The organism is Clostridium perfringens, from assembly GCF_016027375.1.
In the GTDB taxonomy this organism is placed as follows: domain Bacteria; phylum Bacillota; class Clostridia; order Clostridiales; family Clostridiaceae; genus Sarcina; species Sarcina perfringens.
The window spans coordinates 2,361,207-2,375,384 of sequence record NZ_CP065681.1; the positions used below are offsets into that span (position 1 = coordinate 2,361,207).

Below are 14,178 nucleotides of genomic sequence, written 5' to 3' on the forward strand. Positions count from 1 at the left end.
ATTTTTCCCTTATAATATATCTACCTTCTTAAATCTTTTTATTAAAATTAAGGAAATTATAGTTACAATAATTCCATTACTTATTAATGTTCCTTCTATATAATATTTTGAAGTTAGTAGTGCTCCAGCCTCTGCAAACCATTTTTGTGGATTTAAGGTTAAAACAAATATGTTAAAATATGACCATATAACTAGTTTTGAACTCATACTAAATAATCCTGGCAGCATAAATAATCCTCCAAAAAGTATAAAAAAGGCAAAAAAAGCTTTATAACTACTCTTTAGAAAAAGACATAAGGATAAACTTATTCCCCCTGAAATAAGTGATATTATTAAAACAACTCCTATGGAAATAAGTAAGTTTTGTAAAACTGTAAGGTTATACCAAGATATATGAGGACCTACTTCCCAATTTAAAGCACTACTAATTGGAACATTCCAAATCTTACTATAATCAAACACACTAAAATATAAAATTAAAGTAATTCCTAAGATGATTATTGCAACTAATATTGAATACATAAGTCCAACTATAGCCTTATCTTTAATAAGATTACGCCCTCTTTTTGTAGCAGAAACTAATCCTAGAGTTTTATTTTCTCTCTCATAATTTATTAAAAAAACTACTCCTAATACTACAAGTATCATAATTTCAATTAAGCAAGCTCCAATTACTTTTTTATATAATAAATTTTGAGTTCTATAACTTTCTCCAAAGAAAAATAAATTTTTATGTTCTCCATTACTTTTTAACTCTTGAAGTCTTTTCCCTAAATCTTCATAATTTTTTCTAACTAAATTAGCGGCTTCTCCTTTAAACCCATACTTATTTATGTTACTTTCAGCCATTTTTTCAGAATCTAAGCTTTCTATTCTATGAATAAACTCTGGAGTTATATTTTTATATAAATTAATTGCACTTAACTGATTTATTAAATCCATATCCTCCTTTGAAAATACTTTTTCCTCATAAGTCCAATTATGAAAATCCTTATTAGCTAAAAATTCATCCATAGATTCAAAGATTTTATGAAGTTTTCTTTCTGTAAGCTCATTTAAATCCTTCATCTTCTCATCATACATATTTTCTAACTTTTTAAGCATATTCTCGTCTACTTTATATCCAACCTGACTTATTAGCTTATTAGTTTCCTCTAACCCCTCTTTTATATAGGAATTGTCATTAATTAAAATAAAATTGTATATTAAGAAAATACCTGCAAGAACTATTAACACTGGATTTCTAAAAAGTTTTTCCCATTCACCCTTTTTAATACTCATAAGATTATCCTTCTAACTCCTCATCTCTATATTGATAAAGGAATACATCCTCTATATTAGGATTAACCTTAATCCATTTTTCATCATTATTCCCCTGGCTTATGAACCTAGCTTTCATTATTCCACCATCTTGCTTTTCTGATAATAAAATATATTTCTTTCTAAACTCTTTACTCTCCTCAAAGGTCATTGAGGTTTCATAAACCATGCCCTCTAAAGTGCTACATATATTTTCTATGGAATCCTTATATAAAATCTTATGATCCTTAATCATAATTACCTCATTAGAAATAAACTCAATATCTGAAACTATATGAGTTGAGATTATTACTATTCTATCTCTTGATAAATCACTTAGTAAATTTCTAAATCTAACTCTTTCCTTAGGATCTAAACCTGCTGTTGGCTCATCTAAAATTAGTATCTTAGGATCATTTAACAAAGCTTGAGCTATTCCAACCCTTTGAATCATTCCTCCTGAAAAACCCTTCATCTTTTTATTCTCAACATTTTCTAAAGAAACAATTTTTAATACCTCTTTTACTTTACCTAGGGCATCCTCCTTTTTTATTCCCTTTAAGGCTGCTAAGTATAGTAAAAACTTTCTTGGTGTGTAATTTCTATAATATCCAAAGTCCTGAGGTAAATAACCTATAATATCCCTATACTCTCCATCTAATGAAACTATATCTGTACCCTTATAAAGTATTTCTCCACTAGTTGGAAAAATTAATGTGGTTAATAGTTTAATTAAAGTTGTCTTTCCTGCCCCATTAGGAGCTAAAAGAGCATATATCCCATTATTAAACTCTAAATTTATATCCTTAAGGGCACAAAAACTCCCATATTTCTTACTTACATTATTAACAACTAACATAAAATTTCTCTCCTTTTTTTATACCTATAATCTATTAATTCCTTCAAATTCTTCACATATAGAAATATACATACAATTGAAATTACTATGTGAACATATATTGGAACCTCCATTAAAAAATCTAAATAATACTTCTCATTTCCAAAACTTAAAAGTAAGTTTCCTAAAATCCACCCTACTATAATAAAAGCCTTTGAAAATACACTTTTAAACCTCATTAGTGCATATATAAATACTGTTGAAAATAGAAATAAACCTGTAACTGACAATATTATTAGCCTTAAGGCATTTAAATCTTTATTTGATATACTCATAAAAACTATAACTATTGTGTTTATTAAGATGCTTCCAAGGCTAAATATAAACATTCTTAAAGCTGAAAGTTGATACAAATTATATTTGCAAGTCATTTCTAACTGAAAAACACCCTTTGTTTTTGAATTATAAAATGAGAATAAAATCACGCTAAGATAAAGTATTGGTGAAGATATAAATATAAATTTATATAAACTTCCTACCTCTCTATTATTTAAACTGGTCATTGAAAAAAATAATACAAATATTCCAGATAGCAATATAATTCCTAGTTCAGTTTTATCATGAAATATATTATTAAATCCTAAATCTTTAAAAGCATTTCTTAAGTAAGCGAAAAATGTTAATTTAGGTTTAACCCCCTCATTAAGTATTTCATCTAATTCCCCTAAATTTAATTCTGGAACCTCTATTTCTAAATCCATATTATCAATATTAAACTCCTCTTTTTCTCTGTTCATTCTTCTTCACCTCCAATATCTTCTTTATCTTTTTAATACTTGAATAATATTTAGTTTTAACTGTAGATTCTGACATATCAATTAGAGAAGCAATCTCTAAAAATGTCATTCCTCCAAATATCTTTAGTCTTAAAATTTGCTGAATGCTTGTATTTAAAGTATTAATAATCTCTAATATCTCCTTAGCATCCTCCTTAAGCTGAAATGATTCTTCCAAATCATTTTTATAGCCTACTAATCCTTCCTCAAATTCATCTACAACAGTAACATATTTATAATATGTAGATCTGTAATTATCGATTATCTTGTTACTGGCTATTTTATAAAGCCATGTCCTAAAGGAAGCTTTTTCATCATCAAATCCCCCTAAGGATTTAAGCATAGAAATAAATATTTCTTGAGTTAAATCCTTAGATAACTCCTCATTAGAGGTTTGTCTAAAAACATAAGCAAATATCTCCTTATAATAAAACTTAACAATCTCTCCAGCTGCTTTTTTATCATTATTCTTTTTTACAAGGGTTATTAATTTCTTTTCATTAATCCGTCTCACCCCACCATCTTCAGTAAAATTCATCCTAAACTTTAACAACCAAAAATTATATATAATTTTCTCTTGAATATCTTTACACTTATTTATTCGTAATAGATAAGGAAATAGTTTTACTTTTTTAGAAAAATTTTATAAAAAATTTCTCTAAATCATATATTAAAATATAACAAATAAAACTTACAAACATATTCCGAGAATTACTAGATTTCGCTAAGAATTTATAATTATTACTCCAAAGATATTACTAAAACTTCGAAACTTGCTACGCTTCGAACAGTCTCAGTTTTTTAACGTAATATCTTCTGCGTAATAATTTAAATTCTAAAGCTCACCTAGATATTCTCTTCATAATGTTTATAAGTTTTATAAAAAGTTATTTTGATACAAACCCATTATTCTAATAAATTTTAATTTATTATCTCTTTTAAGAAATTTTTATCCCTTAACTATAAATATAGTCAACTACTTAAAAAAACATCATAAATATTCCAAGTAAAACTGAAATTGTTACAAGTATATAGGGAATATTTGTTTCCCCTAATTTTTTAACTTTAATAATAATTGCAATTATTGATATAGATCCAAATAACCAAGATATAATTTGTTGCACTACATAATTTGTTGGTAAACTAGTTGCATTAAGGTATGCTATAAGAATTGACCATATAACTAAAAAATAAAATACTACATTTTTTAGTTTGCTGTTTTTCAAGAAAAAAAGCAAAGAAATTCCTAATATACTTAGTACTAATATAAATACAGATAATATTAATAAATATCCAAGTGCCATATTTCTTCCCTCCTTTAATAATGTTTCTCTATACTTTTATAATATCCTGAAGTTATTAAAACAATTATGAAGTTAATTTATAATCTATTCAAATGTTAACCTATACTTTTAATTAATACCATAAATTTTCACTTAAATTTCTTTAAATTTTATCAATTAATTAAAAAAACAGTGTATAATGTATTTATAATATATGGTATATCTTACATAAATATCATATAAAACTAAAGTTAAAGACAATAAAGTAATCAATAATGTTAAATTAAGATACTTTAATTAATATAAACTACTTAAGGAGATTCTCTTATGAAAGTTTGTCCTAATTGTAAAGAAAGCTTTCCATATATGGATTTAATGTTTGCATTATGGGGATTTGTTGGTTGTGGGTATATTAGATGTAAAAATTGTAATACTCAATACAAGGTTACAAAAAATTCTAAAGTATTCATTGCCTTATTAGCCTTATTCCCTTATTTTATAGAAGGCTATCTATTTTCTTTTGATATTTTTTATTACATTATTTATCTAATTATTATTGTTCCCTTATCTCCATTTATGATTAAACTAAAAGAAAATAATGATAATGAGAAGTATATAAAACTTTAATTAAAACTAATTTCAATATATAAAATTATATATATTGTAACAATAAGCTAATTTTTAAAATAATAAACTAATTATACTTTATAAACTAAACATATAATTTTTATATTAAATTACATAAGTTTTAAAATTAAGGCTATAAATTTAGAGAGGTTATAAAATGAGAATACTAGATGATATAACTAAATTTATTTTTGTTTGTGATGAACCAAAGCCTTGTGACTTAATCTTTATACCAGGTTCATCCAAATACGAGGTAAGCGAAAAGGCTAGTTTATTATATAAACAAAGATTAGCAAAATATGTACTTCCTTCAGGCAAGTTTTCTTGTAAACTAGAAAAATTTCCAAATGAAAAAATAATAAATAAAAAGTATGCTGGTAAATATGAATCTGATTGGGAATTCTGTAAGGAAGTTTTATTTAGAAATGATGTTCCATTAGAATCCATTTTAGTTGAAAATAAATCAACTAATACCTCTGAAAACGCCTTTTTCTCAAGGAAAGTTACAGATGATTTAAATATAGAAGTTAAAAGTGCTATATTATGTTGCCAAGCCTTTCATGCCAGAAGGGCTTTAATTACTTACTCTTTAGCATATCCTAATACACAATTTTATGTTGTTCCAGTAGAAACTCAAGGAATTTCTAAGGATAACTGGTATAAATCTGATTACGGCATAAATAGAGTTCTTGGTGAGCTAAGAAAATGTGGCTCTTATTTTGAAGAATATATAAAAGATTTAAATAAAATTATATAAAATTAACGCCTTATTTTTAAGCTTATTAATTTAAATATATTAAAAGGAGTTTTTATATGTTTTCTAAGAAAGAAAAAAGATTTGAAAATAAGTTTATAGAAAACTTAGATTTTGGAACAATAATTGTCTTAGTGGATAAAAAAACTGGAGTAAATTATCTTTTAGCTCAAGGTCTAAATGGCTGCAGTTTAACCCCTTTACTAGATTCTAAAGGAAATGTAGTTGTGGAAAAATAATAAGATTAATTCTTTAAACAATACTATATGAAAACCACTTTAAATTAATATTCAATTAAAATATAGAGTATAAAAAGAGATATCATATATTTTGATATCTCTTTTTCATTGATTTTACTATTCAATTAATGATATTTTTATTAATTTTCCTTTAAATCGAAGAAATTAATATTAATTTATAATGATTATTTATCCTGCCTATTTTCTTCTAATTACTTTTCTTTTGTAAAAAATCATTGCTATACCTATTCCAATAGCTATAACACCAATTATTACAATAACTATTCTTCCGCCTACTGAGCCAGTATTAGGTAAGAAACCTAAGTGTTTAACCTTAACTTTACATGTAGATTTAAATCCACCATCCTTAGTTGTTACTGTTATTTCAGCTTCTCCTGATGACTTAGCCTCTATATTTCCATTCTCATCAACTGATACAACCTTTGGATTACTTGATATCCAAGTAACCTCCTTGTTTGTTGCATCTTTTGGACTTATTTCAGCCTTTAAAACGTATTTTTCACCTTTTTTAAGGTTTAAATCTTTATTATTTAATTTAACACCAGTTACCTTAATTTCTTCTGGAGGAGTAGTTTCTTTTTCATTTACCTTAACATTGATTTCCTTAGTTTTTGATGCACCTTCACTATCTGTTACTTTGTAAATTACTTTATAATCTCCAGACTTTTCTGTGTCCACATTATTTTCTATAACCTTAATATCCTTTGTTATTTCTCCATCTTCCTTATCCATAGCTATTACACCCTCCATTGGATCAAATTTATCCCCAACTGTTAATGTAACATCTTTAGCATTTATTTCTGGAGCATTATTTATAACTGAAGGTGATATACTATTATTTTTACGAGCTAAGATAGCAGTTCCTCCTTCTTCTTTTGAAGGGGCTTTTACAGTTACCTTTCCATCTTTGCCTATTGAATATTCCTTTCCACTATATAAGTCTTTAACCTTATCTCCTTCTTTGAAATTTGTTTTAAAACTTATATCTTTACCTTCATTTTTAGTGTTTAATACAACAAATAGGTTTTGTCCATTTGTAATATTTTTCTCTTCATTATTTTCACTTAAATTCATAGGAGTGATTTCTTTTCCATTATAGCTTCTTAATACTACTGAATATCCTTCTTCATTGTTTCCTGCAATAGTTTTTCTATTTCCCTTTGAAAATACCTTAGAGTATTCTTTTCTTATATTAAGAAGTTTTTCATAATGATCATGAACCTTTTTATACTTAGGATCATTTAATCTTTCAAAATCCATATCATATCTATTTTGATCTCCTTGTTCAAAGCCATTCCATCCTGACATTCCAAGTTCTTCTCCATAGTATATAACAGGGATACCCTTATCTGTTATTTGAAGAGAAGCAGCAAGCATTTGTTTGCCTAAGTCATCTCCTACAGTCTTTAAGAATCCATCTTCATCATGACTACTTAAGAATTGTCCCATTAAATTGGTATTGCTTATTTTACTTGCTCTATCATCTAAATAAACTGAAGCTCCCTCAATATTTCCATTTACAAAATCTCTTGCTTTTCCTTTATAACCAAAGTCTAATAAAGCATCCATTTGACCATTTTGAAGTTGTCCTCCATCGTTATTTATATCAGCACCAAAATATTCACCAATAGTTTTAAAGCTTGGATTTATTTCTGTTAATTTATTTTTAAATGCCTTCCAAGTTGTATTATCAACATGCTTAACTGTATCAACTCTAAAATAATCAATAGTATTTCCTTTTTCAGTCTTTGATCTTTCAATCCATCCTGTTTGCCACTCTATTAATTTTTCTCTTACTTCTGGATCCTCTGTTTTAAAATCTGGAAGTCCTGCTGACTCTTGAGTTATAAAATCATTTCCTGGATTTTCTCTAAACATACCTTTAAACTTAGCTCTATCTTCCTCTGTTGGATAGTTATTAGCTCCACTATTAGCCTCTTTATTCTTCATTCCATATCCAGCATGATTTAAAACAACATCAACCATTATTTTTATTCCACTATCATGTGCTGTATCTATTAATGTTTTTAAGTCATCCATTGTTCCTAAATGTGGATCTAATTTTTCAAAATCCTTAGCCCAGTAACCATGATATGAGTATTGAGTTTTCCCTTGTGAGAACATTTGATTAAAATCAGTATTCTCAACAATAGGAGTTATCCAAATTGTGTTTATTCCAAGTTCTTTTAAATATGGAATCTTATCTGTTAATCCTTTTAAATCTCCTCCATGATAAGTATATGGATTCTTCTTATAATAGTTATTTCCATGAGGATCATCATTATTCTTATCTCCATTAAAGAATCTGTCTGTTACTGTAAAGTAAATTCTAGATTCATCAAAACCAAAGTCTAAAGGTCCAACTCCAACCTTTGATTTAACAGTTAAATTTCCTAATGCCTTATGATTTTCACCATTTTTATCAACTATTGTAACTGGTATTTCTTTTTCTCCAGCTACTACATTATCATTTATTCCAATGCTTTGGCTTAATGAATTATCCTTTAATAAATTTAAATCCATTAACACCTTATTAGGACCACCTACATTTGTAAGGTCCATATAAACTTCTTTTATATTTTCTTTTTTAGCATCACTTCCACTTAATTTAAGATTTACAAGAGCATTTTCATCATAGTTAACCTTATTATTTTTGAAAGTAACCTCTCCATTTATTTTTAATGGAGAATATTCTATTTTTTGTTTTTCAGTTTCAACGGTTTTACCATCCTTAGTAACTAAGAAATTATATTCATAAGTTCCAGGTTTTATATCCTTTAATGAATATGCAAAGAACTCATTTTGTGAATCATAATCCATGTCATAAGTTTTTGTATCCTTAAACAATATTCCTGGTGAAGTAACCTTAACTTGAACCTTATCTATGGAAGATTGATTACTCTCTTCATATAAAGCTTCATCCCTATATTTAAAGTTAATATTTCCTTCTTGTATTTCAGCATTTTTTATAGCTGGAACTTGGAAGAACTCTCCTACTCCACTCTTAACAGTTACCTTTGTTACATTCATTGATGGATCTATTTGTATATATCTATCTGATTCATATGGATCTTTTTCATCCCAACCAGTACCCTTTCTTAAAACAAATCCAACTTGAGTTACATCTGGTGCTATTTCAAACTTTGATACTGCTTTTCCATCTTTTATTTGAGTAAAATTTTGTTGACCATCATTTACCCCTGTTTGCCAAGTCCAAATATTCCATCCATCATAGTCTTTATCATCTCTAACATAAGTGAATTCTATATACTTTTTAGTATATTTTTTAACTTCTATTTCCTTAGTAGCCTTAGCCTTTCCACTCTTAGCTGTTATTTTAACCTTGCCTTCACTAATTCCTTGAAGCACTCCTAGAGTTGATACCTTAGCTATGCTTTCATCTGAAGAGGACCACTCTATGTTTGCCCCTGAGATTATTTGTCCAAATTGATCCTTAACAATTCCATTAAGTTGAATATCCTTCCCTGTATAAACTTGATTTGGACCATCTAATTCTAAAGAGCTTGGAACAAGATGAACAACCTCTACTTCTACGTCCTTAGTTAAACTTCCAGAGCTTAAAGTTATAATTGACTTTCCTTCTTTTAAAGCAGTTACTTTTCCATTATTTGAATCAACCTTTATTACTGAGTCATCTGAAACATTCCATTTTATTTCTGCATTAGAAATTATTCTTCCATTTTGGTCTTTAATTACTGCCTTTAAGAAACTTGAAGCTCCTATATCTAGTTTTAAGCTTGAAGGAGTAACATCTATAGATGTTGGAGTTTGTGCTTCTCCTTCTACGCTTTCATCATAAAGAACCTTAGCTGATAAAGGTGCAACCTTTACTGAATTTACTCCCTTAAGAGATTCTAAGACACTTGTTCCGGCCTTGTGTTCATTTACTACCACATTCCAATCGCCTTCATGTGGAAGAGAAATTTCCTTCTCAGCATTATTTCCATTATAAGCTACAACTATATTCTTCCATGAATCTCCATTAACAAAGTTTTTAAGTTGGAATACAACTATATTATCATTAGCTTTAGTTACTACTAAATTGCTTTCAATAGCAGCCTTTGTATCCATTCTAAAGGCTGGATGTGATTTTCTTAAAGCTATTAATCCTTGGTAATAATCAAATACTCCACTAAACTTTTCTTTATTTTGCCAGTTTATTTCATTTATAGCATCTGGACTCTTATAGCTATTGTGATCTCCATATTTACTTCTTAAGAATTCATCTCCAGCTTGGAAGAATGGAATTCCTTGTGAAGTCATTGTAATAGCAGTTGTTAATATACTTCTTCTTACATATTCATTATCTAAAGGATTAGTCTCTGTTATTACACTATATGGTTTAGCTTTCTTTTCAACAGCCTCTTGAACTGAAGAATACTTATTAGCATCTTCCCCTGTTAAAACTCCATCTCTCATTTCTAAGAAACCTGCAGCTTTTTCCTTGCCTGCTGCCTTTATAATCTTATCCCAAAGATTTAAATTATCATGAGCAGTTACATAGTTTATTGTTTCACTTGGACTATCAGTAAAATCATCAACTGATCCTTTAACCCCAGCTACTATATCTCCTTCTTTACTACTAGCTCCAGTGGCAAATCCTTGTCCTGCTCCATCACTATCACCTTTTATAGCGTTTCTAAAATTATCATTAAATACGGCAAAGCCCTTACCTTTTTGGCTTCCCTTTAAAGTTTGCTGTTCTTGTGGAAGTGCACTTCCTCCAGCTTGCCATGGTTCACCATATATTATTAAACTTGGATCAATTTCATTTCTTAACTCAGTTGTTAGTTCACTCATAGTTTTTGTATCTATTAATCCCATTAAATCGAATCTAAATCCATCAACGTCATATTCTTTAGCTAAATACTTAACAGAATCTTTTATATATTTTCTAACCATAGGTCTTTCTGTTGCAACTTCATTACCACATCCTGATCCATTAGTATATTTGCCTTCATCATTAGTTCTATAAAAATATCCTGGTACAACTGGATCAAAAGGTGAGTTTTGACCTATTCCATAAGTATGATTATAAACTACATCCATAACTACTCTTATTCCATTTTTATGAAGAGCTTGTACCATATCTTTAAATTCTCTTACTCTTGATTTTGGATCTTCAGCATTTGTTGAATATGATCCCTCTAAGGAATTATAATTTTGAGGATCATATCCCCAGTTAAATTGAGGCTTATTGCTTATTTCATTAACTGAAGCATAATCAAAAGATGGTAATAAATGAACTGTTGTTATCCCTAGCTCTTTTAAATGATCTATTCCTGTTTTAACATCAGTTCCTGGAACCATTGTTCCTTCTTCTGCTATACCTTCAAATTTACCTTTATTCTTTATTCCTGAATCTTTAGATATTGAAAAATCTCTAACATGCATTTCGTATAAAATTGAATCTGTAGGATTTAACATAGGAGGTTTCTTTACACTTCCCCATTCTGATGGATTTGTAGATGAAAAATCAATTATAGCCCCTCTTTGGCCATTAGCTGAAACAGCCTTGGCATATGGATCTATAGCATAATTTGTTTTTCCATCTGAAAAGCTTACTTTGTACATATAGTACTTACCTTCTAAGCTTTCATCTACTTTTAGGCTCCAAACTCCTTTATCCTCCTTCTTCATAGAAATTTCTCTTCCACCAGGATTATCTGTTACTTTTCCATTTTCATCATAAGTTCCCTCATTATCATATAATACTAAGCTAACATCCTTAGCTGTTGGTGCCCATAATTTAAATGTTGAAGAATCTTTTTTGTAAGTTACCCCTAAGTCATCTCCATTGTAGAAATATTCTGGATCATCTAAGATTTTTCTCATAGTAACCTTGGTTGCTCTAAAGTTATTACTACTAACTTCATAATCATGGCTTGGATCAATTTCTGGAGTACTAAATAATTCTTTCTTTAAAGTTAATTTAACTTTATTATCAGATACTTTAATTGCACTTGTTTTAATTTCCTTATTATCAGTCTTATCAATTAATTTGAAAGAATCTAACTCTGAATCTTCTATATTTCCAGCAGAAGTAACTAACAGGTCTGTTTTACTATCCATTAAGGCAGATACTAATTTAGGTGAGGTATCTACATCCTTCTTATCATAATAAATATTTTCATCCCCTTGTATTAACCATACCTCTACATTACTTCCCTTCTTAACTTCTATGGTTCTATCATGTCCAACATCTTTATCTTCCCAATTTCCTTTTCTAATAAGGAAGTTTAATTTATCAGATGGGAATTTATAGACTGCTCTTGTAAATCCTTTTTCAGCTTCATCTTTTTTATTGAAGTCATAACCTTTTCCTTCTCCACCTGTTTGCCATAACCATAAATTCCAGTTATCATAATTACCATCAAATCTATAATAATTTATTGTATAGGTATACATTTGAGATAAAATAGTAATTTCTTTACTAGATGCATATTTTCCATCAGTAGCTTTAATCTTTATTTTCTTACTTGAATCTACATCCTTGGAAACTTTTAAAGTATTTTCTTCAATTGATACTCCACTTACTGGTTCCTCTAAAGACCAATTAACATTAGTTTCTTTTTTATTACCTTCAGTATCATAGATATATGCAACTAGCTTTGTATTGCTACCAACTTCAACACTTGATTCTATGCCTATTTCTAAACCTGGCATATTTAATACTGAATTTCCATTAGCCATAGCCTTATTAGATGGGTCTGTAAATGAATTATCCCAATTATCCTTATTAGGTTTAAACTTATATTCATAAACTCCACCAGTTAAAGGTATTGTTACTTTAAATACACCATCTTCTCCCTTTTTCATTTCAATTTGCTTACTTGTATCCCAAGATACCATAGATCCTATAAGATACAAGCTATCACCATTAAACTTAGCACTAAAAGTTACTGTTCCATCCTCATTTACTACAGGACTTTTTACTGAATCTGGCTTGTTTTCACTTTCTCCTTGATTTCCATCATTATTATCTTCACCTGTATTTTCATCACCTTTTATTCCTAATGCCTCATTTATTTCTTTGGTGTTATTTATTGAATCGTATATTTTATTATTTTTTAAATCTGCTACAAAGATAACATTTCTGTCCTCTGGCACATTTAAAGTAACATTTCCTTGAGATGGTATTCCTCCATTATCCCAAGAATGATTTACAAGGCCTTTATACTCATAAGTTCCTTTTTTCATTACCTTAGAATATAAAACTCTATTTTCATCAAGATTATGCATTTCAAAATTTTTGTTATTTACATCCCAATCTCCATTTCCTTCTCTAACTGTTCCTATTAGGGAAACTGTATTAGAAAAACTTGGATTATTTATTGAATCCTTAACATAATTATCTAAATAATTGCTTAGAATAGTTATGTTTTTAGTATCCTTTGGAATTACTACCTTAGCATTTTCTGCTACTTCGCCATTATTCCACTCTCCATTATATGAAACTTTGTATTCTAAACTTATATCTTTTCCTTGTGCACTCTCTTTTATAGGGAAAGTCTTTTTATACATACCTCCACCTATATAATCAAGTTTCTCGGTATCGTTACCAGGATTCCAATCAGAAGCCCCATCAATTATATCCTTTATATTACCTGCTAAAATAGCCTTAGTTTTAAATTGATCAGGATTATTTATTGAATCATATACCTTTTTATTTTTATAATCCAACCTAAATATTACCTCTGAATCTTTTGATAAATTCAAAGCTATGTTTTGACCATTATTACCATAGCTCTCATCCCAAGTTCCATTCATGGCAATTTTATAATTATAATTTCCTGCCTTTAACTTTAAAGCCCCTTCATATAAACCATTTTTATACTTTTTCAACACTCCTTTCATATTTCTTGGATCCCAATCGGAACCGTTACCACTTTCTTTTAAAAAATCTCCCACAACTACAGCAAAAGCTTCACTCTCATTCTTAACTAAAGTCTTTTCATTTGCTTTAGCATTATTATTTTCTACTTGAGCCATTACTGGCATATGAGGTAAAAAACTAAATAAGAATGTTAATAAAACTAGCATAGAAATAGACTTAATTTTTTTACTACTATTCACTTTATAAACCCCTTTCTTATTTAAATTTTAATAATATATTTTAATATTAACACTTTAATCATAACGTTTTCAATATTTTTAGAAATTTTGTAACATTATACAAAAGCAACTAAATTAAGCTTATATTTTAAATATACTTTTATTGATTATTTTTTTAAATATACATATCTGCTTTTCCATTTTA

The 14,178-nt window shown here is 28.2% G+C and carries 8 protein-coding genes and 1 pseudogene; 3 read left to right on the forward strand and 6 right to left on the reverse strand.

The window, feature by feature from the left end; genetic code table 11:
- Nucleotides 1-9: 9 nt before the first annotated feature.
- The 5 genes from I6G60_RS11165 to I6G60_RS11185 form a co-directional block, all read right to left on the reverse strand.
- Nucleotides 10-1,281, reverse strand: a complete 1,272-nt coding sequence (locus I6G60_RS11165; RefSeq protein ID WP_110034870.1) for a hypothetical protein — start codon at nt 1,279-1,281, stop codon at nt 10-12.
- Nucleotides 1,282-1,285: 4 nt separating this feature from the next.
- The gene (locus I6G60_RS11170) at nt 1,286-2,158 is read right to left on the reverse strand and encodes an ATP-binding cassette domain-containing protein (RefSeq protein WP_110034871.1); all 873 of its coding nucleotides are present in this window, start codon (nt 2,156-2,158) and stop codon (nt 1,286-1,288) included.
- Nucleotides 2,152-2,934, reverse strand: a complete 783-nt coding sequence (locus I6G60_RS11175) for a hypothetical protein (RefSeq protein ID WP_110034872.1) — start codon at nt 2,932-2,934, stop codon at nt 2,152-2,154. The genes I6G60_RS11170 and I6G60_RS11175 overlap by 7 nt, the downstream gene beginning before the upstream one ends.
- Nucleotides 2,909-3,511, reverse strand: a complete 603-nt coding sequence (locus I6G60_RS11180; RefSeq protein ID WP_110083160.1) for an RNA polymerase sigma factor — start codon at nt 3,509-3,511, stop codon at nt 2,909-2,911. The genes I6G60_RS11175 and I6G60_RS11180 overlap by 26 nt, the downstream gene beginning before the upstream one ends.
- 442 nt (nt 3,512-3,953) lie before the next feature.
- Entirely contained in the window at nt 3,954-4,277 is a 324-nt protein-coding gene (locus tag I6G60_RS11185; RefSeq protein WP_003456267.1) for a hypothetical protein, read from the reverse strand.
- A 306-nt stretch (nt 4,278-4,583) separates the two neighbouring features.
- Here I6G60_RS11185 and I6G60_RS11190 point away from each other — a divergent pair, with 306 nt between their 5' ends.
- The 3 genes and pseudogenes from I6G60_RS11190 to I6G60_RS11200 all read left to right on the forward strand — a co-directional run bounded on the left by I6G60_RS11190 (nt 4,584) and on the right by I6G60_RS11200 (nt 5,876).
- Nucleotides 4,584-4,883, forward strand: coding sequence for a TIGR04104 family putative zinc finger protein (locus I6G60_RS11190; protein WP_003456391.1), 300 nt, complete (start codon nt 4,584-4,586; stop codon nt 4,881-4,883).
- Nucleotides 4,884-5,040: 157 nt separating this feature from the next.
- Nucleotides 5,041-5,674 (forward strand): annotated as a pseudogene (locus tag I6G60_RS11195) (YdcF family protein).
- 22 nt (nt 5,675-5,696) lie between these two features.
- On the forward strand, nt 5,697-5,876 hold the full coding sequence (locus tag I6G60_RS11200; RefSeq protein WP_011590557.1) for a DUF6440 family protein: 180 nt from the start codon (nt 5,697-5,699) through the stop codon (nt 5,874-5,876).
- Nucleotides 5,877-6,074: 198 nt separating this feature from the next.
- On the opposite strand, the gene pulA is transcribed toward I6G60_RS11200, so the two are convergent.
- The gene (pulA, locus tag I6G60_RS11205; RefSeq protein WP_197925325.1) at nt 6,075-13,994 is read right to left on the reverse strand and encodes a type I pullulanase; all 7,920 of its coding nucleotides are present in this window, start codon (nt 13,992-13,994) and stop codon (nt 6,075-6,077) included.
- Between the last annotated feature and the right edge of the window lie 184 nt (nt 13,995-14,178).

Excerpts from the sequence above, each read along its gene's own strand:
- I6G60_RS11165 (WP_110034870.1), bottom strand. The coding sequence starts at position 1,281 with ATGAGTATTAAAAAGGGTGAATGGGAAAAACTTTTTAGAAATCCAGTG.
- I6G60_RS11170 (WP_110034871.1), bottom strand. The coding sequence starts at position 2,158 with ATGTTAGTTGTTAATAATGTAAGTAAGAAATATGGGAGTTTTTGTGCC.
- I6G60_RS11175 (WP_110034872.1), bottom strand. The coding sequence starts at position 2,934 with ATGAACAGAGAAAAAGAGGAGTTTAATATTGATAATATGGATTTAGAA.
- I6G60_RS11180 (WP_110083160.1), bottom strand. The coding sequence starts at position 3,511 with ATGAATTTTACTGAAGATGGTGGGGTGAGACGGATTAATGAAAAGAAA.
- I6G60_RS11185 (WP_003456267.1), bottom strand. The coding sequence starts at position 4,277 with ATGGCACTTGGATATTTATTAATATTATCTGTATTTATATTAGTACTA.
- I6G60_RS11190 (WP_003456391.1), top strand. The coding sequence starts at position 4,584 with ATGAAAGTTTGTCCTAATTGTAAAGAAAGCTTTCCATATATGGATTTA.
- I6G60_RS11200 (WP_011590557.1), top strand. The coding sequence starts at position 5,697 with ATGTTTTCTAAGAAAGAAAAAAGATTTGAAAATAAGTTTATAGAAAAC.